Source organism: Leptothrix sp. (in: b-proteobacteria) (assembly GCF_965250675.1).
Lineage (GTDB): Bacteria > Pseudomonadota > Gammaproteobacteria > Burkholderiales > Burkholderiaceae_C > Sphaerotilus.
In genome coordinates, this window is record NZ_CBDFPH010000008.1 from 295,851 (window position 1) to 319,701 (window position 23,851).

20 protein-coding genes and 1 pseudogene are annotated in these 23,851 nt (G+C 62.5%); 13 read left to right on the forward strand and 8 right to left on the reverse strand.

Annotated features, from left to right (window positions below):
* Positions 1-43 precede the first annotated feature (43 nt).
* From AC5IG3_RS10555 to AC5IG3_RS10570, 4 genes are read left to right on the forward strand one after another with little or no spacing between them, the layout of a single operon-like run.
* Positions 44-1,255, forward strand: coding sequence for a glycosyltransferase family 4 protein (locus tag AC5IG3_RS10555; protein WP_491906262.1), 1,212 nt, complete (start codon positions 44-46; stop codon positions 1,253-1,255).
* A gap of 16 nt (positions 1,256-1,271) precedes the next feature.
* On the forward strand, positions 1,272-2,048 hold the full coding sequence (locus AC5IG3_RS10560) for a hypothetical protein (protein ID WP_491906263.1): 777 nt from the start codon (positions 1,272-1,274) through the stop codon (positions 2,046-2,048).
* A 24-nt stretch (positions 2,049-2,072) separates the two neighbouring features.
* The gene (locus AC5IG3_RS10565) at positions 2,073-3,197 is read left to right on the forward strand and encodes a DUF1972 domain-containing protein (protein ID WP_491906264.1); all 1,125 of its coding nucleotides are present in this window, start codon (positions 2,073-2,075) and stop codon (positions 3,195-3,197) included.
* A 14-nt stretch (positions 3,198-3,211) separates the two neighbouring features.
* On the forward strand, positions 3,212-4,360 hold the full coding sequence (locus tag AC5IG3_RS10570) for a DegT/DnrJ/EryC1/StrS family aminotransferase (RefSeq protein ID WP_491906265.1): 1,149 nt from the start codon (positions 3,212-3,214) through the stop codon (positions 4,358-4,360).
* On the opposite strand, the gene AC5IG3_RS10575 is transcribed toward AC5IG3_RS10570, so the two are convergent.
* From AC5IG3_RS10575 to AC5IG3_RS10590, 4 genes are all read right to left on the reverse strand, one after another.
* On the reverse strand, positions 4,330-5,442 hold the full coding sequence (locus AC5IG3_RS10575; RefSeq protein ID WP_491906266.1) for an NAD-dependent epimerase/dehydratase family protein: 1,113 nt from the start codon (positions 5,440-5,442) through the stop codon (positions 4,330-4,332). The two genes, AC5IG3_RS10570 and AC5IG3_RS10575, sit on opposite strands and share 31 nt — an antisense overlap.
* Before the next feature lie 193 nt (positions 5,443-5,635).
* Positions 5,636-5,929, reverse strand: a complete 294-nt coding sequence (locus AC5IG3_RS10580; protein ID WP_491906267.1) for a PEP-CTERM sorting domain-containing protein — start codon at positions 5,927-5,929, stop codon at positions 5,636-5,638.
* Positions 5,930-6,092: 163 nt separating this feature from the next.
* Complete coding sequence (locus tag AC5IG3_RS10585) at positions 6,093-6,689, reverse strand: tRNA-uridine aminocarboxypropyltransferase (RefSeq protein WP_491906268.1); 597 nt, start codon at positions 6,687-6,689, stop codon at positions 6,093-6,095.
* A 45-nt stretch (positions 6,690-6,734) separates the two neighbouring features.
* Positions 6,735-7,520 carry an SHOCT domain-containing protein gene (locus tag AC5IG3_RS10590; RefSeq protein ID WP_491906269.1) on the reverse strand — a complete coding sequence of 262 codons (786 nt, stop codon included), beginning with the start codon at positions 7,518-7,520 and terminating at the stop codon, positions 6,735-6,737.
* A gap of 122 nt (positions 7,521-7,642) precedes the next feature.
* Here AC5IG3_RS10590 and AC5IG3_RS10595 point away from each other — a divergent pair, with 122 nt between their 5' ends.
* The 4 genes from AC5IG3_RS10595 (at position 7,643) to AC5IG3_RS10610 (ending at position 11,289) form a co-directional block, all read left to right on the forward strand.
* A complete protein-coding gene (locus tag AC5IG3_RS10595) occupies positions 7,643-8,635 on the forward strand; it encodes an LLM class flavin-dependent oxidoreductase (protein WP_491906270.1) in 993 nt (330 codons plus the stop codon).
* Positions 8,636-8,710: 75 nt separating this feature from the next.
* Complete coding sequence (locus tag AC5IG3_RS10600) at positions 8,711-9,484, forward strand: hypothetical protein (RefSeq protein WP_491906271.1); 774 nt, start codon at positions 8,711-8,713, stop codon at positions 9,482-9,484.
* Positions 9,481-9,960 (forward strand): hypothetical protein, encoded by a 480-nt coding sequence (locus AC5IG3_RS10605; RefSeq protein ID WP_491906272.1) that lies wholly within the window; start codon positions 9,481-9,483, stop codon positions 9,958-9,960. Before AC5IG3_RS10600 ends, AC5IG3_RS10605 begins: the two co-directional genes overlap by 4 nt.
* A gap of 102 nt (positions 9,961-10,062) precedes the next feature.
* On the forward strand, positions 10,063-11,289 hold the full coding sequence (locus AC5IG3_RS10610; RefSeq protein ID WP_491906273.1) for a 6-phosphofructokinase: 1,227 nt from the start codon (positions 10,063-10,065) through the stop codon (positions 11,287-11,289).
* A gap of 6 nt (positions 11,290-11,295) precedes the next feature.
* Here AC5IG3_RS10610 and AC5IG3_RS10615 read toward each other — a convergent pair whose 3' ends face one another.
* On the reverse strand, positions 11,296-11,805 hold the full coding sequence (locus AC5IG3_RS10615; RefSeq protein ID WP_491906274.1) for an Lrp/AsnC family transcriptional regulator: 510 nt from the start codon (positions 11,803-11,805) through the stop codon (positions 11,296-11,298).
* Positions 11,806-11,971: 166 nt separating this feature from the next.
* Between AC5IG3_RS10615 and glmS the strand changes: the two genes are divergently transcribed.
* From glmS to AC5IG3_RS10630, 3 genes are all read left to right on the forward strand, one after another.
* The gene (gene glmS / locus AC5IG3_RS10620; RefSeq protein WP_491906275.1) at positions 11,972-13,834 is read left to right on the forward strand and encodes a glutamine--fructose-6-phosphate transaminase (isomerizing); all 1,863 of its coding nucleotides are present in this window, start codon (positions 11,972-11,974) and stop codon (positions 13,832-13,834) included.
* Positions 13,835-13,986: 152 nt separating this feature from the next.
* On the forward strand, positions 13,987-14,766 hold the full coding sequence (locus AC5IG3_RS10625) for a hypothetical protein (RefSeq protein ID WP_491906276.1): 780 nt from the start codon (positions 13,987-13,989) through the stop codon (positions 14,764-14,766).
* Between the two features lie 3 nt (positions 14,767-14,769).
* Entirely contained in the window at positions 14,770-15,912 is a 1,143-nt protein-coding gene (locus AC5IG3_RS10630; RefSeq protein WP_491906277.1) for a hypothetical protein, read from the forward strand.
* A 79-nt stretch (positions 15,913-15,991) separates the two neighbouring features.
* On the opposite strand, the gene AC5IG3_RS10635 is transcribed toward AC5IG3_RS10630, so the two are convergent.
* On the reverse strand, positions 15,992-16,147 hold the full coding sequence (locus AC5IG3_RS10635) for a hypothetical protein (RefSeq protein WP_491906278.1): 156 nt from the start codon (positions 16,145-16,147) through the stop codon (positions 15,992-15,994).
* Positions 16,147-16,476, reverse strand: a complete 330-nt coding sequence (locus AC5IG3_RS10640) for a hypothetical protein (protein WP_491906279.1) — start codon at positions 16,474-16,476, stop codon at positions 16,147-16,149. The genes AC5IG3_RS10635 and AC5IG3_RS10640 overlap by 1 nt, the downstream gene beginning before the upstream one ends.
* 31 nt (positions 16,477-16,507) lie before the next feature.
* Between AC5IG3_RS10640 and AC5IG3_RS10645 the strand changes: the two are divergent.
* Positions 16,508-16,693, forward strand: a pseudogene (locus tag AC5IG3_RS10645) (SIS domain-containing protein); the annotation flags it as partial.
* 118 nt (positions 16,694-16,811) lie between these two features.
* Positions 16,812-17,990 carry a glycerophosphodiester phosphodiesterase gene (locus AC5IG3_RS10650; protein ID WP_491906280.1) on the forward strand — a complete coding sequence of 393 codons (1,179 nt, stop codon included), beginning with the start codon at positions 16,812-16,814 and terminating at the stop codon, positions 17,988-17,990.
* An 8-nt stretch (positions 17,991-17,998) separates the two neighbouring features.
* Here AC5IG3_RS10650 and uvrA read toward each other — a convergent pair whose 3' ends face one another.
* Positions 17,999-23,770, reverse strand: a complete 5,772-nt coding sequence (uvrA, locus tag AC5IG3_RS10655; protein ID WP_491906281.1) for an excinuclease ABC subunit UvrA — start codon at positions 23,768-23,770, stop codon at positions 17,999-18,001.
* Positions 23,771-23,851 lie beyond the last annotated feature (81 nt).

Genomic DNA, 23,851 nt, shown 5'->3' on the forward strand with positions numbered 1-23,851 from the left:
GCGCAGTTGCGGTGCTATTTGAAAGTAAATTTTGCCAAGTATATTGAATATCAATAACTATCATTATCGCCGAGGCGGTAGTGATGCGGTTTATTTTGACCATGCTGAGCTCATGCGTCAAATAGGGTGGGATGTTGGATTTTTTTCAATGCACCACGAAAATAACTTAAAAACACCGTGGAGTAAATATTTTGTAGAGGAGATTGAGTTTGGAAAAAATTATTCCCTGGTTAAAAAGATGGCAATGGCTTCGAAAGTTATTTATTCTTTTGAGGCTCAAAAAAATCTCTTAAATCTACTAAGAGATCATAAGTTTAATGTTGCTCATCTGCACTGTATTTATCATCATTTGTCGCCCTCTATATTGCCGATATTGGCCGATGCTGGAGTTCGAGTTGTCTTGACTGCGCATGATTTGAAAATTGCTTGCCCAGCTTATAAGATGTTAAACAATGATGGTATTTGTGAGCGTTGTCGTGAAGGTACAATTTTTAATATAGTCCGTTATCGTTGTATAAAAAATTCGTTGGCTGCTAGCAGTATTGTTGCGATGGAAAGCGGTCTTCATAAGTTTTTGAGAACATATCAAAATTATGTTGACCGAATAGTCGTTCCAAGTAAATTTTTCTTCGAAAAACTTGTTGAGTGGGGTTGGAGTAGAGAGAAGCTTATTTACATACCGAACTATGTAGATAGAGAAATGTTTGTGCCTCATTATAGAGTTGGGAAGTACTTTGTTTATTTCGGTCGACTTTCTTCTGAAAAAGGAGTCTCTACTCTAATTAAAGCTGCTGTCAAAGCAAATGTAAAACTTTTTATTGTTGGAACCGGGCCTGAAGAAGTTGCTTTGCGAAAAATCGCATCTGGCTACCAAGAAAATATTGTTTTCCTGGGTTATAAATCAGGGCAAGAGTTACGTGAAATAATTCAGGGTGCAAGAGCTGTCGTTTTGCCTTCTGAGTGGTACGAGAATGCTCCTATGAGTATTCTTGAGGGTATGGCTCTTGGAAAAATTGTGATTGGTTCTGATATCGGAGGTATTCCTGAGCTTGTTAAAAATAATGAGACAGGATGGCTTTTTGAAAGTGGCTCGCCTGACGCTTTGAGTCATATTCTGGAAAAAGCTTCGGTGATGGATGATCGTGTGCTAGAGGCAATGGGTTTCAATGCCAGAACTGATGTTGTCGCTAGGTTTGGCCGTGACTCTTACAAGCAAGCTATGGTTAATCTATATGCTGAGCTTGGTGTTTTTTGAGTTATTGAAATAATATATGCTTAATTTGGGGCGTAGAGCAATTTGTTTGTGGGCTGTATCGGTGGGGTTTTACTGTCATGCTGGTTCTGTTGATGTTCCACTTTCAAAGCTTTTGGAGATTTATAAAGATCAATATCATAGGCATGAAATGTTCCCTTTGGGGGTGCCAAAGTCGTATGATTGGTCGACCCACCCTAGATTGGGTGCAGGTAATAATACAGGTTCGTTCTCTGCAATAACAGGATGGGGTCAGATATTTTGGGCTGAAAATTCTGCTAGTGATTCTTCTTTGGTGCAGATTAGAAAATTCAAAACATTTACGTGTCAGGGAATAAGCCGTGAATGGTCTCTTGTGCAGGATGGAGGCATCGAGGGACGACAATTCATGCCCGATTATTCTGAAAATTACAATGAATTACCAAGAGTATTTGGTAATTCAATGGGTGTGACCACTGTGGGTTTTGATTTGGGAAGGGCCTTTCATTTTTGGCCTGGCGCGGGGCGAGCCGACGTCAAAAAATTGGATTTTTGTGGTGTATTAGTTGTGGCTGAAGTTAGGGCCTTAAGTAAGGCTGGTGATAAATTCGAAGTGGCTAAAAGCCCTTTGTTAGTTGGCTTTGGTGCTGATTACTGGTTAAATAAAACCGCACCTTGGGATAACTATAAAACCAACCGGGATTTGGCAATTGGCCGGTTGAGAGTTATTACTTCTGATTGGACTTGGTTTGGAATGACAACAGCTGCTGAAGTTGATATAAAAAAATTATCGCAAAATGGGTATGAAATTAAATAAATTTTTGTTTTGTTAGGGTTGACCTTGAAAAAAAGAACCTTAAGAATTCTTGGTACTCGTGGTATACCTGCTTCGCACGGGGGATTTGAAACTTTTGCTGAATGTTTATCGCTCGCTCTCGTTAAGCGTGGATGGCGTGTTATTGTTTACTGTCAAGATAAAGGCATTGGCCCAATTTCTGAAGATGAATGGCAAGGTGTTGAACGAATACATATACCTGTGCTTGGTGAAGGTTCAATCAGTTCTATTGTTTTTGATTGGAAGACAGTCATGCATGCGTCCAAGTGTGGTGATTTATGTTTGACTCTGGGTTATAATACTGCCGTTTTTTGTGTTTGGCTTAGGTTGAAAAACATACCAAATATAATTAATATGGATGGTATAGAGTGGTCGCGCGCTAAATGGGGGAAAATCGCTAAGGCTTGGTTTTGGCTGAATGATTGGGTCGGATGCTGGTTAGGAAGTCATTTGGTTGCAGATCACCCGGAAATAAAACGTCATCTGTCTTCGCGTGTGAGGGCAGAAAAAATTACTACTATTGCGTATGGCGCTGATGCTATCGGCTCCGTTTCTGTTGAGCTGTTATCAAAGTTTGATTTGACGCCCGGTAAATATTTGACTTTAATTGCCCGACCAGAGCCGGAAAATTCTATTCTCGAAGTGGTTGAGGGTTTTTCTCGCAAAGCCCGCGGTGTTGATTTGGTGCTTCTTGGGAATTATTACGAAAGCAATTCATATCATTGCTCCGTACGTGCGGCGGCAAGCTCTGAAGTGAAGTTTGTAGGAGCAATTTATGATAAACCGACGTTGCATGCCCTGAGAAAGTACAGTGTGGCTTATGTCCACGGGCATCAAGTGGGCGGAACCAATCCTTCTTTGGTGGAGGCGTTGGGTGCTGGCAACGCAGTGATATCGCATGACAATCGTTTTACCCGTTGGGTAGCGGGGACTGGTGCACGATATTTTACTGATGCTGACGGTTTTAGGCGTGTCTTAGAAGCCTTGTTGTCCGACCCTGAGGCGCTCGCAGCGATGCGTATTGAAAGTTACTCTAGGTTTGAGGCCCAGTTCACTTGGCCAAAAATCATCGATCAATATGAGGAACTTTTGATAAAGTTCCTGCCGCGTGATGCGGAAAAAACAGTATAGATTCGGGATCAAATGTGTCGGTTTTTCCATTGAAGATACCACTGGTAAAGCCTGATTTACCGCTGTATGCTGAAATTGCCCCTATGCTGGAAGATGCAATATCCAGCGGGCGCCTTACCAATTTCGGTCGATATTCTGCTCAGTTTGAGGCGCTCGTATCTGAACGGCTTGGAAGCGGGTGTTACGCTGTTTCTGTGTCATCAGGTACTGTCGCGCTGATTTTGACGCTGCAAGCTTTAGGAGTTGGGCCAGGATCGGAGGTGATCTTACCGAGTTATACTTTTACTGCGACAGCACAGGCGCTTCTTTATCTTGGTGCTATCCCAGTTTTTGCGGAGGTGAGAGCTGATCTGACGATTTGTCCTGATGATTTAGCAAAAATATTGGAACGTACTCCAAGCGTGGTAGCTGTGGTGGGTGTTCATGTCCATGGTGTCGTGTGCGATATTGAAGCAATTGCTGCTGTTGTGCGCCAAGCTGAATCAAAAGCAGGGCAAAAAATTGCGTTGATATTTGATGCCGCGCATGCATTTGGTGCTGAACGCAACGGTATTAAGGCTGGTAATTTTGGCGATGCAGAGGTGTTTTCTCTTTCTGTTACGAAGGTTCTTGTTTGTGGCGAAGGTGGACTAATCACCACGAAAAATGCAGCATTAATTGAAAAGTTGCGTACTATGCGTAACTATGGCGTTGCCAGCGCATACAACGCTACAGAGATGGGACTCAACGGCAAGTTTTCAGAATTGCACGCCGCTATCGGTTGCATCAACATTACGCGTCTAGACTCAGTGCTCGTGCAACGTCAGCACAAGGCTGCGCGTTATCGCGCTTTGCTGGCTAAGCAAGTGCCGGGCATCAGCTTTTCACCATTGCCTGCAACAGTTTTTCCTACTTGGAAAGATTTCAATATTTTTCTGCATGCCGATCAAGCCCTGCGTCGTACGGAGATCGTTGCTAGACTGCAGGTTCAAGGAGTAGAGACACGCGCTTATTTTTCACCGCCTGTACATCGGCAGACTCACTTTCGCCGGTATACAACACGTGCTTTGCCGGTGACTGATGATGCATCTGCACGGGTTCTGACGCTGCCGTTCTTCACCAGTATCTGCGATGAGCAGGTAAATCAGGTTGTTCAGGCATTAAAAAACGCTGTGGCAGACTGAATCCTACTGGTACGTTCAGGATCATTCTGAGGGCTCTTGAATCCCTGTGCGATCACGTGCTTGTACCAAGCCGTGGTGTAGGTATGTGGTTCGTCTACTAGCATGCCATCTTTCAGTTGCTGAGAAATTTGCAACGAGGCTTGCGCTATAGTCGATTGTGGCGACCAGCCTAGAACATCCGTTGCTTTTCTGAAACTCACACGGTAGTCGCGCCGATCAGGATCGTGGCCGTCAGTTTTGATGGTGACGCGGTCACCCAGTGTTTTTTGAACGCTCTGTCGCACCACATCCGCCACATCACAGATACGCACATTGCTTTGCCCGATGTTGAATATCTGCCCTCTAACTTTTGTACGATCTGCTTGAAGCGTTGTGATGATGGCGCGCGCCACATCGGCGACATGCACATGAGGCCGCCACTGGATGCCGCCACCGTGTAAGGTAATCTGACGTTGGCGCACCGCTGATAAGGTCATGGTGTTAACCACAAGATCAAATCGCATGCGGCGTGACGCACCATAGACCGTGCCAAGGCGCAAGACAGTGGCGCACAGGCCATGAACTACTTGTTCCAGAACACCTTGTTCGGCACTGACCCCTGCGCGTGCATAGGCTGTCAGCGGGTGGGGAGGTGTCAGCTCATCTACCTCGTCACTGGCTGCTTGCCCATAAACTGAGCAACTGCTGACCAGCACATGATGCTGTACTTTGCACGCATTGGCCAGAAAAGCTAGGCGAACGCGAGCACGATGGTTAACACGCTCGGTGAGCGCAGGGTCGAGCTCGGCTGAGGGGTCATTAGAGATGGCTGCCAAATCAACAATTGCATCGACATGCTGAAGATGAACCGGCTGCAGCGCCACCACATCTGATCGCAGCAGACTGAATCTCGGATGTGTTGTAAACGGGGCTAGAACCTCTTCGCCAAAGTGCATCAAATCAACTGCTAGTACGCTATAGCCGGCATTTAATAATTGATGTACCAATACTGATCCGATATAGCCAGCAGCTCCGGTCACCATAATACGAGGCAGTGCGCGTGTTGACATAAATTGCCCCGTGATTTTTTTGCGTGTGATCATTGATGAGGTGTGCCAAGCTAGCCGCTAGGCTGATTCTTATCGCGTTCTTGATTTCTGACACCCCGCGAATAAGGGGGTATTGATCATCTGCGTGGCCGTTGGTGATTTGGCGTAGCTCGTCTTAAAGACGACGAACGTCCGAGGGGCAATCTATAGGTGTTGCCTTGATCTCACGTTTTTTGGCGAGCCTGATTCAACCTGTAGTGCTCTGGCGCCGCCGAGCGATGAAACCTAGTGCTGCTAACCCGGCGAGCAACAGGCTGCTGGGGTGGTCTGCACCGGAGTTGATTCCGACGCTCTGCTTCAACTGAGGTGGCACTGCGTGAGCGTTATACGCCCAAGGCGCGGTGGATGCAGGGTGTAACAGATCTGAAAAAGAGGCCCGGTCCTGTGTTGCCTGAGTGCGGTGCAATGGCTGTGTATCGGTCGCATTGGCGTGGCTGGACACACTGATAAGTAGCAGCAGTGTCAGTTGAAAAATTTTCATGGCAATGACGACATGGTGTGCTTAAGCTTCATACGATGAAGGTAACCTGAACTTTCATTTTGGGGTGCTGGTGAGTGATGTTCTCTGAGAAAAAGACCCGAAAACCTGCTTGTTCTTGCGTTGGGCATTCGCAATTGCTGGGAACACGCAAGAAATTTTTCAATCAGCCCACCCCAGGCACCCGCCTCGCCGCCTCCGCCACAAAACCCTCAAACGCCTCCAGCAGCGGCTCATAACGCGCCGCACGGGCCGGCTCCAGCTGCTGCAGCGCCAGGCAGGTGGCTTCCAGCGTGGAGAGCTGATCCGGGCGGTGGGCGCGGCGCAGCGCGGCGTAGGCGGACGCAGGCGGATCGCGCAGCGGCCAGCGCGGCAGTGCCAGCAGGCGCGGGTTGAGGCACAGCATGCGCAGGCTTTTGCGCCAGGTGGCGTCCAGCACGACCAGGCGGCGCGGGGGCTGCGCGGGATCGGCCAGCGGGCCGGGCGCGGATTCGGTGATGGGGTAGAGCAGCGCGGTCCTGCCGCTGTTCGGGCCGTCGTTTGGTCCCAGCCAGGCGGCCAGGGCCTCGTCGGCAAAGGTTTCGCCCACTTCGAGCCGGCTGTGCTGCAGGCTCAGGTGCAGCAGTCGGGCGCTGCCCTTGGCCTGATCGGCTTCCAGCGGGTGCTGGAGGATCAGCACCTCAACCTCATTGGGCGTGGCGCGCAGCCAGTGGCAGATGCAGGTGCGCGCCGGGCGCAGGCAGTGGGCGCAGCGCGGGCGCATGTTGTGGATAACTTTGTTGAAAAGTCGATCGGCGCCCGGGCTGTCTCAGAGCCGGCTGAGCAGTTCGGCCTTCTTGGCGGCGAACTCGTCGTCGCTGAGGATGCCTTTGGCGCGCAGGTCGGCGAGCTTCTCGATCGTGGCGAAGACGTCCTGGCTGCCGCTGGAGGAGTTCTGGAAGGCCGGCGGCGCGAGGTCTTGCGGGTACGAGACGGAGGCGGTGTTGAAAGTCTGTGCCGGCGCAGAAATCGGCGTCGGCGCCCTCACCGGTGCGCCGTTGACCGACACCACCGGCAGGCTGGCCACGTCGATCAGCCCGTACTGGCTGCTGAAGCCCAGCGTGCCGCCGACCGACTGCGCCTGCGAGAAGCCGCCGATCTGGTGGTCGAGCGTGTCGTAGACGGTGACGTTGCCGCCCAGGTCGATCACCAGCCGGTGCGCCTGGGCGAAGTAGGCGTAGCGCACGTTGTTCTGCGCGCCGGTGCTGTTGGGCCAGCGCAGGTCGGCCGGCCACCAGTCGCCTGATTGACCGGGCGCGCCGTGCGGCTGCGGCACGAACAGGCTGTCGCCGCTCTGGTAGATCAGGTTGGACAGCTCCGAGCACAGCGCGTCGACGCGGCCCTTGAGGTAGTTGTTGAACATGTCCGACACCATGGTCATGCCGCCGCGCATCCACTGGCCGGAGCCGGAGAACTCGGGGTGGTTGAACTGCGCCATGCCGCCGTTGCCGTTGATGACGGCGTCGAGCATGCTGCGCGTGGCGTCGAGGCTGAAGCCGTGCCGCCGGGCGATGTCGCTGAGGGTCTCCAGACCGGCGGGGGAGAGTTGACGCATGGAAGTGGTGCTCGCTGATGAGGCCAGAGGGGACAAGATGGCGCCGATTCTGACGGACCCGCGCTGAAGGGCCATCCGTTGACGCACAGACCGTGCCCGCGCAACCACGGCATCATGGGCTGATGATTGCCCTCTCCGTTCTTGACCTCGCCCCCATCGCCGAAGGCAGCACCGCCGCCATCGCGCTGAAAAACTGCCTCGACCTGGCCCAGCACGCCGAGCGCTGGGGCTACCGGCGCTACTGGCTGGCCGAGCACCACAACATGGACGGCCTGGCCTGCTCGGCCACCGCCGTGCTGATTGGCCATCTGGCCGGCGGCACGCAGACCATTCGCATCGGCTCGGGCGGCGTGATGCTGCCCAACCATGCGCCGCTGGTGGTGGCCGAGCAGTTCGGCACGCTGGCCACGCTCTACCCGGGTCGCATCGATCTGGGCCTGGGCCGCGCGCCCGGCACCGACCAGGCCACCGCCCGCGCGCTGCGCCGCCACCTGCAGGTCGACGATGCTGACGGTTTCCCGCAGGACGTGCTGGAGTTGCAGCGCTACCTGGGCGAGTCTCAACCGGGCCAGGCGGTGCGCGCCATTCCCGGCACCGGCACGCAGGTGCCGATCTGGCTGCTGGGGTCGAGCCTGTACAGCGCCCAGCTCGCTGCCTATCTGGGCCTGCCGTTCGCGTTTGCCTCGCACTTTGCGCCCGACCAGTTGATGCAGGCGCTCGACATCTACCGCGCCAACCACCGGCCCAGCGCCGCGTGGCCGAAGCCGCATGCCATGGTCGGCCTGAACGTGATCGCCGCCGAGACCGACGCCGAGGCCGCCGTCCACTACACCTCCATCCAGCAGCGTTTCCTGGGCATGGTGCGCGGCCAGCGCGGGCCGCTGCCGCGCCCGGTGCCGAGCATGGACGGCCTGTGGAACGACGCCGAGCGCCGCCAGGTCGAGCGCATGCTGGCCGTGTCGGTGGTGGGATCGCCCGACACCGTGGCGCAGGGTCTGCGTGCGCTGGTCGAGTGCACCGGGGCGGACGAGCTGATCGTGGCCGGCGCCATGCACGACCACGCCGCGCGGCTGCGCTCGTACGAGATCACCGCGCAATGCGCGGCGGTGTGCTGATCGAGTTGGTCATGTGGCGGCGGCCCCCATCAGGGCGATGGACGCGCCAAACCCGCACGCAGGACAATGCAGGTTATGAACGCGCAGCGCATCACCCTCTCGATGACCGACCGCTCGGCGGGCTACGACAGCCACCCGGGCCGTGTCAGGCTGGCCGCACTGGCTGATTTCAGCCGTGAAGTCAGTGACTTCCTGGCTGGCGAGTCCCGCGAGGTGGATCCAGCGTCACTCGACGTGGCGGTGATCGCAGGCTCCTTGGCGATCCAGACCGAACCCATCGCTGCCGCGCCCACGCTGTTCAGGGACTTGCGCCTGCTGGCGTCTGGCCCGTTGCTCGGTGGTCTGGATAGCAAGCGCCGCAAGGTGCTCGAACAATGGCAAAAACGTACGCGCAAGACTGTCGGGTTGTCGTTTCGCATTGCAGCGCCGTTTCTTGAGCGCCAGGTCGAAGTCCACGCCAGCACCGACTTTCATGCCGATGACGCTGATCAGTGGGTACGTGTCGAGCGGTATGTGCACGGCGAAGTGACCGACCTTGGGGGCGCTGGCCAGCCTAATGCGCATGTGAGACTGCCCAGCGGCAAGATGCTGCGGGTAGGTGCCGAGCGCGCCACTTTGCAGGTTGATCAGCAAAATCGTCTCTACAAACCGGCCATGCTGAGGGTGCGCGCCGACTACAACTTGTTGACGCACGAGTTGCGCAATGCGCAATTGATCGAATTTGTCGAGTACGCCCCCCGCTTCGATGAACAGGCCTTCGATCGCCAGACCCGCCGCGGTGCGCAAGCCTGGAAAGACGTCGCTGACGTCAGTGGCTGGGTCGATGATTTGCGTGGGAACGCCTCATGATCGACAGCGTCCTGCTCGACGCCAGCTTTCTGATTTCTCTCAGCGACCCTAACCGGGTGAACCACGAAACCGCCAAGTCGTACTACCGCGAGTTCATCCAGCGCGGCGTGCCGATGTTTCTCTCGACCATCGTGGTGTCCGAGTTCGAGGTGCGGCAGCCGATCACCGACCTCGAGTTACGCAATTTCATGGTGCTGCCGTTCAACATCGATCACGCCAGGGCCTGCGGCCTGACGCTGCGCGACTGGGAGCGCGATGCCGACGACGACCGCGTGCGCGTCAAGGATGACCTGAAGTTGATCGCGCAATGCGAATGCCAGGCGATTTCGCACCTCGCGACCGAAGACGGGCGCTGGCTGGTCCGTGCGATCGATCGACTCGCTGCGGCCGGACGCGTGGCGCCCAAGCCGCTGCTGCTGAAGGCCGGCTTCGATGCCGCCTTGTTTGAAAACGGCCAGACCCGTCTGTTGCCCTGACGGCTGTGTCGGTGTGAGCCCGGCCGACACCGTAGATTCCCCCTTGCACGATGGGTGCGCCGACTCTGTAATGGCGGTTCCGCGACCCGCCGAGGAGGCACCATGAACCCCCGCAAAATCCTGGTCGCCCAAGGCGGCGGCCCGACGGCCGTGATCAACCAGTCGCTGGTGGGCGTGGTGCTCGAAGCGCGCCGCCACCGCGGCGTCGAGCTGGTCTACGGCGCCCGCCACGGCGTGCGCGGCATCGTCAACGAAGACCTGGTCGACCTGACGCAGGAGACCAGCCACAACCTCGAACTGGTGGCGGCTACGCCGGCCTCGGCCTTGGGCTCGACGCGCGACAAGCCCGACGAAAAATACTGCGCCGAGATCTTCAAGGTGCTGCAGGCGCACGAGATCGGGCAGTTCTATTACATCGGCGGCAACGACTCGTCGGACACCGTGCGCATCGTCAGCGAGCAGGCGCAGGCTGCCCACTACGCGCTGCGCTGCATCCACATCCCCAAGACGATCGACAACGACCTGGTCGGCAACGACCACACGCCGGGCTTCCCGAGCGCGGCGCGTTTCGTGGCGCAGGCCTTTGCCGGCGCCAACCTCGACAACGCGGCGCTGCCGGGCGTCTACGTCGGCGTGGTGATGGGCCGGCACGCGGGCTTCCTGACCGCCGCATCGGCACTCGGCAAGAAGTTCGCCGACGACGGCCCGCACCTGATCTACCTGCCCGAGCGGGTGTTCGAGGTCGAGAAATTCCTCGCCGACGTCAAGGCCACCTACGAGCGTTTCGGCCGCTGCGTGATCGCGGTCAGCGAAGGCATCCACGACGCCGCCGGCACGCCCATCATCAGCACGCTGGCCAAGGAGCTGGAGCACGACGCCCACGGCAACGTGCAGCTCAGCGGCACCGGCGCGCTGGCCGACCTGCTGTGCGAGGAGATCAAGCAGCGCCTGGGCATCAAGCGCGTGCGCGGCGACACCTTCGGCTACCTGCAGCGCAGCTTCATCGGCTGTGTCAGCGATGTCGACCAGCGCGAGGCGCGCGAGGTCGGCGAGAAAGCGGTGCAGTTCGCGATGTGGGGCGGCCCGGATGGTTTGACTTCGGGCTCGGTGGCGATCAAGCGCGCCGGCTACTACGCCGCCGACTACGAGTTGCTGCCGCTGTCGGCCGTGGCCGGCAAGACGCGCACGATGGAAGACGAGTTCATCGCGCCGTGCGGCACGGACGTCACCGATGCCTTCCGCCTCTACCTGCGGCCGCTGCTCGGCTCGGGCATGCCCGATGCGTTCCGGCTGCGGCCCAATCCGGTGGCGAAGGTGTTGAACCGCTGAGCGGCTTCAGCCGCGAAGGGCGCTGCCCGGTGGCGTCGCTGTTGTTGGCAGCACCACCTCCAGCCCGCACTTGGCCCGGTGCACGCTGAAGAAGCAGCGCACGTTGCGCACATTGCTGTCGGTATTGAACAGGCGCTGCGCCAGCGCCTGGTAGGCCGGCATGTCGGCCACCTGTGCAATCAGCACGAAATCCGGCCCGCCCTGGGTGCGGTAACACTGCTGGATGCCGATATCCCCCACAGCGCGCGCCTCGAACGCGGCCAGTCGCTCGGCGGCCTGCACGTCGAGCGTGATCTCGACGATGGCGGTCAGGCCGTGGCCCAGCGCCTCGGGCGAGAGCACCGCCACGGTGCGCTCGATCACGCCGGCGTCGGCCAGCCGCTTGACGCGCCGCAGGCTGGTGGCGGGCGAGACGTACACGGCCTCGGCCAGCGTCTGGTTGGAGCGGCCCGCATCGCGCTGCAGCTCGGCCAGCAGGCGCAGGTCGATCTCGTCCATCGGGATGCGGGAGTTCATGAAATAAATATCCGAATAAATTCAGGAATCGAACGATAAATTCATTGCTTGAGGCGTGAATTTTATTGTTGCGAAATTCCGTGAATTTTGACGATTAATTTCTAAGGTGTTCCCCTAGGATCGCACTCCATTGCAATCGGGCTTGGCCCGGAAACGGAGTTCAACCATGTGTGGCATCGTCGGCGCAGTCAGTCAACGCAACATCGTCCCCATCCTGCTGCAGGGTCTGCAGCGGCTGGAATACCGCGGCTACGACTCGTGCGGCGTGGCCGTGCAGCAGGGCGGCGAACTGCGCCGGGCGCGCAGCACCTCGCGCGTGGCGGAGCTTGAGGCGCAAGTGCAGCAAGAGGGCGTCGAAGGCCTGGTCGGCATTGCCCACACCCGCTGGGCCACCCACGGCGCGCCGGCGGTGCACAACGCCCACCCGCACTTCAGCCACGGCACCGGCAATGACGCCAAGTCGGCCAAGGCCGGCCGGATCGCGCTGGTGCATAACGGCATCATCGAGAACCACGACGAGTTGCGCGCCGAACTGCAAGGCCGCGGCTACGAGTTCACCAGCCAGACCGACACCGAGGTCATCGCCCACCTGATCGACTCGCTCTACCAGGGTGACCTGTTCGACGCGGTGCAGCGCGCGCTGCCGCAACTGCGCGGCGCCTACGCAATTGCAGTGTTCTGCCGCGAAGAGCCCCAGCGCGTGATCGGCGCCCGCGAAGGCTCGCCGCTGGTGCTGGGCGTGGGCAAGGGTGAGAACTTCCTGGCGTCCGACGCCATGGCGCTGGCCGGCGTGACCGACCAGATCGTCTACCTGGAAGAGGGCGACGTGGTCGACCTGCAGCAGGGCAAGTACTGGATCACCGCGCGCGCCGAAGGCGACACGCGCAGCCGCGTCGAGCGTCCGGTCAAGACCGTGCACGCCCACAGCGGTGCGGCTGAACTCGGCCCCTATCGCCACTACATGCAGAAGGAAATCTTCGAGCAGCCGCGCGCCATTGCCGACACGCTCGAAGGCGTGGTGGGCATCACGCCCGAGTTGTTCGGCGACGGCGCGGCCGAGGTCTTCGGCCAGATCGACAAGATCCTGATCCTGGCCTGCGGCACCAGCAGCTACAGCGGCCTGACGGCCAAGTACTGGCTGGAGTCGATCGCCAAGATCCCTACCCAGGTCGAAGTCGCCAGCGAATACCGCTACCGCGAGAGCGTGCCCGACCCGAAGACGCTGGTCGTCACCATCAGCCAGAGCGGCGAGACCGCCGACACGCTGGCCGCGCTCAAGCACGCCCGCAGCTTAGGGATGGAGCAGACGCTGACCATCTGCAACGTCGCCACCAGCGCCATGGTGCGCGAGTGCAAGCTGGCCTACATCACCCACGCGGGCGTGGAGATCGGCGTCGCGTCGACCAAGGCCTTCACCACCCAGCTGGTGGCGCTGTTCCTGCTGACGCTGACCCTGGCCAAGCTGCGCGGCCAGCTGCCCGAGACCGGCGAAGTCGCCGCCCTGCGCAACCTGCGCCACCTGCCCGCCGCCGTGCAATCGGTGCTGGCGCTGGAGCCGCAAATCATGGCCTGGGCCGACGCCTTCGCCAGCAAGCAGAACGCGCTGTTCCTGGGCCGGGGTCGCCACTACCCGATCGCGCTGGAAGGCGCGCTCAAGCTCAAGGAAATCACCTACATCCACGCCGAGGCCTACCCGGCTGGCGAGTTGAAGCACGGCCCGCTGGCGCTGGTCGACGCCGCCATGCCGGTGGTCACCATCGCGCCGAACGACCAGCTGCTGGAGAAACTCAAGAGCAACATGCAGGAAGTGCGCGCCCGCGGCGGCGAGCTGTATGTGTTCGCCGACGCCGACAGCCGCATCGCCAACAGCGAAGGCCTGCACGTCATCCGCATGCCCGAGCACTACGGTGCGCTCAGCCCCATCCTGCACGTGGTGCCGCTGCAGCTGCTGGCGTATCACACGGCGTGCGCGCGGGGCACCGATGTGGACAAGCCGCGTAACTTGGCGAAGTCGGTGACGGTGGAGTAACCGGCCTGGGTTGAGCTGCACGGGCTGGGGAAGTCCCGTGCGGTCATTTGCACTTTCATCCCCTAGCATCCAGGCGCTGATCCGGCACAACACTGCGGAATCGACGCCACTCCCGGCAGTTGGCTTCCGGCACAGGAGGAGCGAACAGCGCCATGAAGCCGCCACCGAACCGTCAGGCACCGCCCCCAGGGCGGCCCCAAAAGCCGCTCAGCCAACCGCTGTTCTACGGCAGCGTCACGGTCACGCTGGTCAGCGCGGCCACGCTGATGGGCCTGGCGCTGCAAGGCATCTCGACCGAAGAATTTGGCTACGGGCCGCACCTGCTGATCCTGCTGGTGGTGGCCATCTTCATCGTCGCGTCGCTGGCCATCACCGAGATCATCCCGTGGCGTTCGCAAAGCCTGCGCGACTGGCAGCGGCCCAAGGTGCTGGGCAGCTTCATCGGTTTGATCATGGGCGCACTCGGCTTGGCGGCCGGGCTGACGCCGATCTTCAGCCCCAAGCAAGCCACCGAACAATCGGTGCTCGAACTGCAAAGAGACACCCAGGCCACCGGACAGGCCGTGAACGAGGTGCAACAGCGCCTGGAGGAGGCCGGCGTGACCCGCGGTACCCAGTCGCTGGTCGAGCGCCACATCAACGGCATCTGGGGCGAACCCGGCTGCCAGGTGACGTACGAACTGGCGCTCGACCGCGGACTGTTGACCATCGCATCACGCCAAAGCGTGGCTGGCCAGCCGCCGCTGAAGATGGAGCTGCAAGCCGAGCCCGGCACGGGCGCTCGCCTGGTCACCAGCGTGGTGTCGCCCCCGCCACAGCGGGGCGATGCGCACGAGTTTGTCTACCAGCAAGCCGGCACGCGGGAGTTCCTCACCTGGGTGATCAAGCGGCGAGAGATCTCGCTGCAACTCGACCGCTGCCGGCAGGGTTGAGCCATGCAGCGCCTCCTCTCGCCCCTCATACGCCCTCTGCTGGCCACTGTCAGCGCGCTGCTGACCGCGCTGGCCTTGGCGCAAAGCCCGCCGGTCACGCCCGACGATGTCCGCGCGCTGGCAACGCGTTTTGGCCTGACGCCCGCGCAAGCCCGTGCGGTCTACCAGCGCCTGGATGCGAACGACGAGCTCGTCGCCCAGCTGGCGCGCCAGCTGGGCGTGCAGCGCCAGACCCTGCGCGCCATCGCCCTGGAGCTGGACGCCCGCAACCCCGGCCTGGATGCCGAAACCTTCATCAACAACATCCGCGCCCTGGCCGACAAGGCGGCCAGCGCCCAGCAAACCCTGGCCGGCTTGCAACAGACCGTCGAGTCCCTGGACCCCGGCGGCGAACGCAGCCGCGCCCTGGCCATCCTGAAGCAGGCCCAGGCCGCGTTCGACGCCGGCCGCCTGCAAGAGGCTGAAGCCGCCTTTGCCGAGCTGGCCTTCCTGCGCCGCAGCGAGCTGGGCGGCGCACGCAAGGCCTGGCTGGCCGCCACCGACCTGCAAGCCCGCTCCGCCGCACTGCGCGGCGACCTGGAGGCCGCCGACCGCATCCGCACCGCCAAGTCCGCCGAACTGGCCCGCCAGCGCCAGGAAGACGAGCGCGAGCAGTGGCGCAATGAACTGGCCAGGGCCGGTGAGTGGTACGACCGCGGCGACCGCCTCGGCCGCAACGCCGACCTGCTGCGGGCGCTTCAAATCTACCGAGACGACGTCCTGCCCCTGGCCCCACGCGAGCGCGTGCCACTGGACTGGGCGACGACCCAGAACAACCTGGGCGCTGCGCTGTCGACGCTGGGCCAGCGCGAAAGCGGCACGGCGCGGCTGGAGGCGGCCGTGCAGGCCTACAGCGCCGCCCTGCAGGAGCGCACCCGCGAGCGTGTGCCGTTGAACTGGGCGACGACGCAGAACAACCTGGGCAATGCGCTGCGGACGCTGGGCGAGCGCGAGAGCGGCACGGCGCGGCTGGAGGCGGCGGTGCAGGCCTACAGCGCAGCACAAGCGGTGTACACGCAGGAGACAGCGCCTGTGCGGTTCACCCGGCTGGCAGAGGGCATCGCAGAGGTGTCAGCGCTGATCAAGGCCAGGCGAGCGGTGGATTGACAGCACCGTCAGCGAGGGCAGGCCTTGTTGCCTTGCAAGTTGGCGCCCTCCTTCCCGTTGAACCGCCACTCACCCCCGCTCAATCCGCCGCCGCCCCCGCCTGCGGCCGATACTTGGCCAGCCAGTCGCGGGTGAAGGTGAAGCGTTCGGCGGTGAAGACGGCGGTGAAGCAAGGTTGGGCGTTGCTTTGGCGTTGCAGGGTGATGTATTGCCATTGGCCGGCGCGGCGCAGCATCAGCACCTGTTGCGGCAGGTGGCCGCCGCGCTCGTAGAGCGGGTAGCTGTCGCATCCCATGTGATCATGTCCCCATTCGCAGCTGGCCGCTGTTCCGAGCAAGGGACTTGATGCGCGGCGTGTTGGAAGCGCTGGCGGTCGCTGGCGTCGAGCAGGGCGCGCTCGGCACTGACGACCAGGCGCAACAGCTTGTCGCGGTCGGAGCCCGACATCACCAGCATCAGGTTGACCTGGGTAGGCTTGTTCATCTGGTCCCGTGCCGACTTCAGCGCCGTCATCGCTGCCTCGCTGGTCAAGGCGTGCTGGGCTTCGTCGATGATCAGCGTCACGGGCTTGCCGGCCACCTGTTTCAAGCGACGCAAGCAGACGCTGACCATCTGCAACGTCGCCACCAGCGCCATGGTGCGCGAGTGCAAGCTGGCCTATATCACCCACGCGGGCGTGGAGATCGGCGTGGCCAGCACCAAGGCCTTCACCACCCAGCTGGTGCCGCTGCAGCTGCTGGCGTATCACACGGCGTGCGCGCGGGGCACCGATGTGGACAAGCCGCGCAACCTGGCGAAGTCGGTGACGGTGGAGTAAAGCCGGGCCGGGCGGCCTGTCACGCGCCTTTCAAATTGCACCCGTATGGTCCTCAGCTTCACAGTTGTAACCCCGGGTGACCATGAAAAACGCTTCTTCGATGCTGCCGCGCAGCCTGTCCCTGTTGCTGCCGGCCGTGGCGCTGGCGGCCTTGTCGGCATGTGGTGGGGGGAGTGATGACAGCACCACCGCTTTCAGCTTCAAGACGCTGAACGGTGCTGCTCCCCTGGTCATCGGCCACCGCGGCGCCAGCGGCGAGTTGCCCGAGCACACGCTGGAGTCCTACGCGCGCGCCATCGCCCGCGGCGCCGACTACATCGAGCCCGACCTGGTGCTCACCAAAGATGGCGTGATGATTGCCCGCCACGAGCCCATGCTCGACGACACCACCGACGTGGCCCTCAAGTTCGGCGTCGAGCGCAAGACCACCAAGATGCTCGACGGCGTGTCGACCACCGCCTACTTCGCCAGCGACTTCACGCTGGCCGAGATCAAGACGCTGCGTGCCAGGCAGTCGCGCGCCGGCCGCTCCACCGCTTTTGACGGCCTCTACGACATCCCGACCCTGGCCGAGGTGATCAATCTGGCCCAGACCCAGGGCGCCGCCGCCGGCCGCACCGTGGGCATCTACCCCGAGACCAAGCACCCGACCTTCCACGCCGGCCTCTTCGGCGCCAATGTGTTCGAGGACAAGCTCGTCGCCACGCTGCACCCGATCTACGGCAACGTTGCCAGCGCGCCGGTGTTCATCCAGTCGTTCGAGGTGGCCAATCTCCAGTACCTCAACACCAAGACCAACCTCAAGCTGGTGCAGTTGATCGACGCCGATGATGTCAAGGCCGATGGCTCGATGTCGCTGGTGGCGCCGTATGCCCAGCCGTATGACTTCGTCGTCAAGGGCGATGCCCGCAAGTTCTCCGACCTGTTGACCGATGCCGGCCTGACCTTCGTCAAGACCTACGCCGATGCCATCGGCCCCTGGAAGCCCTACCTGGTCAAGACGGTGGATGACGGCGTCGAGCGCACCGGCGACACCACGCTGACGATCAACGACCGCCGCGTCGACGGCAGCACCGGCGTCATCGAGGCCGCCCACGCCAAGGGCCTGCTGGTCCACACCTGGACCTTCCGCAACGACGCCAGCGGCTACGGCTTCAAGGACCCGCAGGCCGAAATGACCTACTACATGAAGCTCGGCGTTGACGGCCTGTTCACCGACTTCCCCGGCACCGGCATCGCCGCCCGCAACGACGTGAAGTAAAGCGCTGACTAGCGTTTCAACACCGGCCGCAATGCCACCCCCGTGTGGCTGCGGCGCTTGACCACCGCCTCCGGCGTGCCGGTCACGACGATCTGCCCGCCGCCCGAGCCGCCCTCCGGCCCCAGGTCGATGACCCAGTCGGCTTCGGCGATGACGTCCAAGTCGTGCTCGATCACCACCACGCTGTGGCCGGCGTCGACCAGGCGGTGGAGCACCTTGATGAGCTTCTCGACGTCGGCCATGTGCAGGCCCACCGTGGGCTCGTCCAGTACGTAGAGCGTGTGCGGTGCCTTCTGGCCGCGCCGCGTCACGTCGTCGCGCACCTTGCTCAGCTCGGTGACGAGCTTGATGCGCTGCGCCTCGCCGCCCGACAGCGTCGGTGAGGGCTGGCCGAGCGTCAGATAGCCCAGGCCGACGTCCTGCAGCAGTTGCAGCGGGTGGGCGATGCTGGGCATGGCGGCGAAGAACTCGACCGCCTCGTCGACCTCCATCTGCAGCACGTCGCCGATGCTCTTGCCCCGCCAGGTCACGGCCAGCGTTTCGGGGTTGAAGCGGGCGCCGTGGCACAGGTCGCAGCCGACCTTGACGTCGGGCAGGAAGGCCATCTCGATGGTGCGCAGGCCCTGGCCCTCGCAGCCGCCGCAGCGGCCCTGGCCGGTGTTGAAGCTGAAGCGGTTGGACGCGTAGCCGCGCGCCTTGGCTTCGAGCGTTTCGGTGAACAGCTTGCGGATGGTGTCCCAGAAGCCGATGTAGGTGGCCGGGCAGCTGCGCGGGGTCTTGCCGATCGGGGTCTGGTCGACCTCCAGCACGCGGTCGACGTTGCTCCAGCCTTCCAATCCCGTGCAGCCGACCCAGGCCGGTCGCGGCGTGGTCTCGGCCTTCTTGCCCAGCGCCTTGTGGGCGACGACGGCCTGCACATTGGCCAGCAGCACGTCGCGCGCCAGCGTCGATTTGCCCGAGCCGGACACGCCGGTGACGGCTACCAGGCGCGCCAGCGGCACATCTACATCGACGTTCTGCAGGTTGTGCAACTTGGCGCCGCGGAGCGTCAGGCTGGGCGTGTCGGCATCGACCGGGCGACGCGCTTTGAGCGGGTGCTTGAGCGGCGCGTTCAGGAAGCGGCCGGTGATCGAGTCCGGGTTCGCCATCAGCTCCGCCGCCGTGCCCTGGGCCATGACGCGGCCACCGCGCTTGCCGGCGCCGGGGCCGATGTCGATGATGTGGTCGGCGCGGCGGATGGTGTCCTCGTCGTGCTCGACCACCACCAGCGTGTTGCCTGATGAGCCCAGCTTGTGCAGCGCGTTGAGCAGGATCTGGTTGTCGCGCGGGTGCAGGCCGATGGTCGGCTCGTCCAGCACGTAGCAGACGCCCTGCAGGTTGCTGCCGAGCTGCGCCGCCAGGCGGATGCGCTGCGCCTCGCCGCCGCTGAGCGTGGGCGCGGCGCGGTCGAGCGTCAGGTAGCCCAGGCCGACGTCGTCCAGGAAGCTGAGGCGGCTCTTGATCTCGGCCACCACGTCGCGGGCGATGGCCGCTTCGCGGCCGTCGAGCTTTTGCTTCGCCGTCCAGCGCGCCGCGTCGTTGACGGCCAGCGCGGCCAGGGCCGAGATCGACTCGCCGCGGAAGCGCACCGCGCGCGACACCGGGTTGAGCCGCGCGCCGCTGCAGGTGGCGCAGGGCGCGTCGACCAGGTCGTCGACCTCGGGTTCGCCAAAGGTCTTTTCGCGGCCCTTGTCGTGGTCGTCCTGCACGCTGTCGTCGAGCGCCTTGCGCTGCTCGCGCGTCAGCGTCAGCCCCGTGCCGACGCAGTCGGTGCACCAGCCGTGCTTGCTGTTGTAGCTGAACATGCGCGGGTCCAGCTCGGGGTAGCTGGTGCCGCAGGACGGGCAGGCGCGCTTGATGGAAAACACCCGCGCCTTGCTGCGGAAGGCGCTCGACATGAAGCCCGCCGCCAGCGAGGCCTCGGTCGCCTTGGCCGTGGTCGCGGCCTTCAGCGGCGTCAGCAGGTGCAGCACGCCCTTGCCGTGTTCCAGTGCTTCGGCCAGCTTGGCGCGCAGTTCGGCCTCGTGGCCGGCCTCGACCTGCAGGTGGGCCACCGGCAGCTCGATGGTGTGTTCCTTGTAGCGGTCGATCTTGGGCCACTTGTCGGTCGGCAGAAACTCGCCGTCGACGCGCAGGTGGGCGTAGCCCTTGCCCTTGGCCCACTTGGCCAGATCGGTATAGACGCCCTTGCGGTTGATGACCAGCGGCGCCAGCAGCGCGATGTGCTGGCCCCGGAAACCGCCCGCCTCCGGCGTGCGCAGCAACTGCGCGGCGATCTGCTCGGGCGTCTGCGGCTGCACGGCGGTCCACTCTTCGTGCGGCGCGTGGAAATCGCTGCAGGCCGGGCAGTACTGCGTGCCCAGCTTGACGTAGAGCAGCCGCAGGAAGTGCCAGACCTCGGTGGTGGTCGCCACCGTGCTCTTGCGCCCGCCGCGGCTCAGGCGCTGCTCGATGGCCACGGTGGGCGGAATGCCGTAGACCGCATCGACCTCCGGCCGCCCGGCCGGCTGCACGATGCTGCGGGCGTAGGCGTTCAGGCTCTCCAGGTAGCGGCGCTGGCCCTCGTTGAACAGGATGTCGAAGGCCAGCGTCGACTTGCCCGAACCGCTGACGCCGGTGACCACGCTGAACTTGCCACGCGGAATGTTGACCGACAGGCCCTTGAGGTTGTGCTCGCGGGCGTTGACGATCTGGATCATGTCGTCGGTCAGGCGCTTGGTTTCGTCGCGCCGCGCCTTGACCAGCAACTGCAGCGGCCGGCCTTCCTCCACCGCCAGGCCGCCTTCGCCCAGGCTCAGGTCGTACTCGCGCAGCGCCTGGCCGGTGTGGCTGGTCGGGTGGGCGCGCAAATCAGCCGGCGTGCCTTCGGCCACCAGCTCGCCGCCGGCCTCGCCGCCGTCCGGGCCCAGGTCGACGATCCAGTCGCTGGCGCGCACCACGTCGAGGTTGTGCTCGATCACCAGCAGGCTGTGGCCGGCTTCCAGCAGCTTGCGGAAGGCGCGCATCAGCTTGGCGATGTCGTCGAAGTGCAGGCCGGTGGTCGGCTCGTCGAACAGGAACAGCGTGCCCTTCTTGGCCAGCTTCTGCTTGCTCGACGATGCCGACTTGGCGGCCTCGGCCAGGAAACCGGCGAGCTTGAGGCGCTGGGCCTCGCCACCGCTCAGCGTCGGCACCGGCTGGCCGAGCTTGACGTAGTCGAGGCCCACATCGGCCAGAGGCTGCAGCGCGCGCACCACCTCACGGTCGTCGGCGAAGTAGCGCACGGCGTCGGCAATCGTCAGCTCCAGCACGTCGGCAATCGACATGTCGCGGCCCAGGCGCTCGACCTTGACCTCGCGCAGCTCGGCCCGGTAGCGCGTGCCGTCGCAGTCCTGGCAGCGCAGGTAGACGTCGCTGAGGAACTGCATCTCGACATGCTCTAGCCCCGCGCCGCCGCAGGTCGGGCAGCGGCCATCGCCGGCGTTGAAGCTGAACATGCCGGCGGTGTAGTTGCGCTGCTGCGCGGCGGGCAGGGCGGCAAAGATGTCGCGCAGCGTGTCGAAGGCGCCGACGTAGCTGGCCGGGTTGGAGCGCGCGGTCTTGCCGATGGGGCTCTGGTCGACGAAGACGGCGTCGCTCAGCCAGTCGGCGCCCAGCAGGCGGTCATGCGCGCCGGGCGACTCGGAGGCCTGGCCGAAGTGGCGCGCCAGCGCCGGGTAGAGCACGTCCTGCATCAGCGTCGACTTGCCCGAGCCGCTGACGCCAGTCACGCACACCAGCCGCTGCAGCGGAAATTCGACCGTGACGTTGCGCAGGTTGTGCTCGCGCACGCCTTCCAGAATCAGCCGCGGCGTGCTGTCGAGCACCGGCCGCGTCAGCCCCAGGCCGATCTTGCGGCGCGCGCCCAGGTAGGCGCCGGTCAGCGTTTCGGCGCCCTTCAGGTCCTCGGGCGTGCCGTCAAACACGATGCGCCCGCCTTGCGTGCCCGGGCCGGGACCGAGGTCGATGACGCGGTCGGCCGCCAGCATCACCGCCGGGTCGTGCTCGACCACCACCAGCGTGTTGCCGGCGTCGCGCAGGCGCAGCATCGCGGTGTTGATGCGGTGCATGTCGCGCGGGTGCAGGCCGATGCTGGGCTCGTCCAGCACGAACAGCGTGTTGACCAGGCTGGTGCCCAGCGCGGTGGTCAGGTTGATGCGCTGCACTTCGCCGCCGCTGAGCGTGCGGCTCTGCCGGTCCAGCGACAAATAGCCCAGGCCGACGTCGCACAGGTACTTGAGCCGGGTGCGGATCTCGTCGAGCAGCAGCTGCAGCGCGTCGTCGAGCATCTGGCTGGGCAGATCCAGCTTGTCGAAGAACACGCGCATGCGGTCGATCGGCAGCAGCATCAGGTCGTGCAGGCTCAGGCCCGGCAGGGCTTCGAGCTGGTCGCGTGACCACTTCACGCCGACTGGCAAGAAGCGCTTGGCGGGCGGCAGGCCCAGGTCGGCCTGGGCTTTCTCGCCCAGGCGCCAGAGCAGCGATTCGGTCTTGAGCCGCGCGCCGCCGCAGTCACCGCAGGGCGTGTAGCTGCGGTACTTGGACAAGAGCACGCGGATGTGCATCTTGTAGGCCTTGCTCTCCAGGTACTCGAAGAAGCGCTTGATGCCGTACCACTGCTTGCTCCACTCGCCGCCCCAGTTGGGTGAGCCATCGATCACCCAGCTCTGCTGTGCCGGACTCATCTGCGCCCAGGCGGTGTCGCGCGGGATGCCGGCGTCGCCGGCGTAGCGGATCAGGTCGTCCTGGCACTCCTTCCAGGCCGGCGTGGTCAGCGTCTTGATGGCGCCGCCGCGCAGCGTCTTGCGCGCGTCCGGGATCACCAGCCCGAAGTCGACGCCGATGACGCGGCCAAACCCCCGGCAGGTCTCGCAGGCGCCGAAGGCCGAGTTGAACGAGAACATCGCCGGCTGCGGCGCGCTGTAGCGGCGGTCGCTCTCCGGGCAATGCAGGCCCTGGCTGTAGCGCCAGCGTTCGTGCTCGCCTTCGTCGGCGATCACGTAGACGGTGCACCGCCCGCTGCCACGCTTGAGCGCCGCTTCCAGCGCCTCGATCACCCGCGCCTTCTCAGCCTTGCGGATGCGGAAGCGGTCGGCCACCACGTCCAGCAGCTTGCGCGGGCCAGTCACGGTGGCGACTTCGCGTTCGGCCTGCACCTTGGTATAGCCGCTGGCGGAGAGCCACTGCTCGATCTCCTCGGGCGAGGTGCCGGCCGGCAGTTCGACCGGGAAGGTCACCACCAGGCGCGGATCGCCGGCCGCCTCGGACCGCTGTACCAGGTCGGCGTAGATGGTCTCCGGGTCGTCCTCGCGCACCGGCTGGGCGGTGTCGGCATCGAACAGTTGGGCCGCGCGGGCGAACAGCAGCTTGAGGTGGTCGTTCAGCTCCGTCATCGTGCCGACCGTGCTGCGGCTGGTGCGCACCGGGTTGGTCTGGTCGATGGCGATGGCGGGCGGCACGCCTTCGACCGAATCCACCGCCGGGCGGTCCATGCGGTCGAGGAACTGGCGCGCGTAGGCGGAGAAGGTCTCGACGTAGCGGCGCTGGCCTTCGGCGTAGAGCGTGTCGAACACCAGGCTGGATTTGCCCGAACCGCTCGGGCCCGTCACCACCGTCAGCTCGCCGGTGCGGATGTCCAGGTCGAGGTTCTTGAGGTTGTGCTGGCGTGCGCCCCGGATGCGGATCAGGCCGGTCGAGCCGGCGGCGGGTTTCTGTTCGTTCATGCTGCCCAACGCTGGTGTCTCCCGGGAGCCGGGTGGAACATTCTAGGAAGTCAGGGTTGTCCTTGTTGGCGTGGGGTAGGG

Excerpts from the sequence above, each read along its gene's own strand:
- AC5IG3_RS10650 (WP_491906280.1), top strand. The coding sequence starts at position 16,812 with ATGAAAAACGCTTCTTCGATGCTGCCGCGCAGCCTGTCCCTGTTGCTG.
- AC5IG3_RS10600 (WP_491906271.1), top strand. The coding sequence starts at position 8,711 with ATGAACGCGCAGCGCATCACCCTCTCGATGACCGACCGCTCGGCGGGC.
- AC5IG3_RS10575 (WP_491906266.1), bottom strand. The coding sequence starts at position 5,442 with ATGATCACACGCAAAAAAATCACGGGGCAATTTATGTCAACACGCGCA.
- glmS (WP_491906275.1), top strand. The coding sequence starts at position 11,972 with ATGTGTGGCATCGTCGGCGCAGTCAGTCAACGCAACATCGTCCCCATC.
- AC5IG3_RS10605 (WP_491906272.1), top strand. The coding sequence starts at position 9,481 with ATGATCGACAGCGTCCTGCTCGACGCCAGCTTTCTGATTTCTCTCAGC.
- AC5IG3_RS10595 (WP_491906270.1), top strand. The coding sequence starts at position 7,643 with ATGATTGCCCTCTCCGTTCTTGACCTCGCCCCCATCGCCGAAGGCAGC.
- AC5IG3_RS10625 (WP_491906276.1), top strand. The coding sequence starts at position 13,987 with ATGAAGCCGCCACCGAACCGTCAGGCACCGCCCCCAGGGCGGCCCCAA.
- uvrA (WP_491906281.1), bottom strand. The coding sequence starts at position 23,770 with ATGAACGAACAGAAACCCGCCGCCGGCTCGACCGGCCTGATCCGCATC.
- AC5IG3_RS10615 (WP_491906274.1), bottom strand. The coding sequence starts at position 11,805 with ATGAACTCCCGCATCCCGATGGACGAGATCGACCTGCGCCTGCTGGCC.
- AC5IG3_RS10610 (WP_491906273.1), top strand. The coding sequence starts at position 10,063 with ATGAACCCCCGCAAAATCCTGGTCGCCCAAGGCGGCGGCCCGACGGCC.
- AC5IG3_RS10585 (WP_491906268.1), bottom strand. The coding sequence starts at position 6,689 with ATGCGCCCGCGCTGCGCCCACTGCCTGCGCCCGGCGCGCACCTGCATC.
- AC5IG3_RS10580 (WP_491906267.1), bottom strand. The coding sequence starts at position 5,929 with ATGAAAATTTTTCAACTGACACTGCTGCTACTTATCAGTGTGTCCAGC.
- AC5IG3_RS10635 (WP_491906278.1), bottom strand. The coding sequence starts at position 16,147 with ATGCTGCGCCGCGCCGGCCAATGGCAATACATCACCCTGCAACGCCAA.
- AC5IG3_RS10590 (WP_491906269.1), bottom strand. The coding sequence starts at position 7,520 with ATGCGTCAACTCTCCCCCGCCGGTCTGGAGACCCTCAGCGACATCGCC.
- AC5IG3_RS10560 (WP_491906263.1), top strand. The coding sequence starts at position 1,272 with ATGCTTAATTTGGGGCGTAGAGCAATTTGTTTGTGGGCTGTATCGGTG.
- AC5IG3_RS10630 (WP_491906277.1), top strand. The coding sequence starts at position 14,770 with ATGCAGCGCCTCCTCTCGCCCCTCATACGCCCTCTGCTGGCCACTGTC.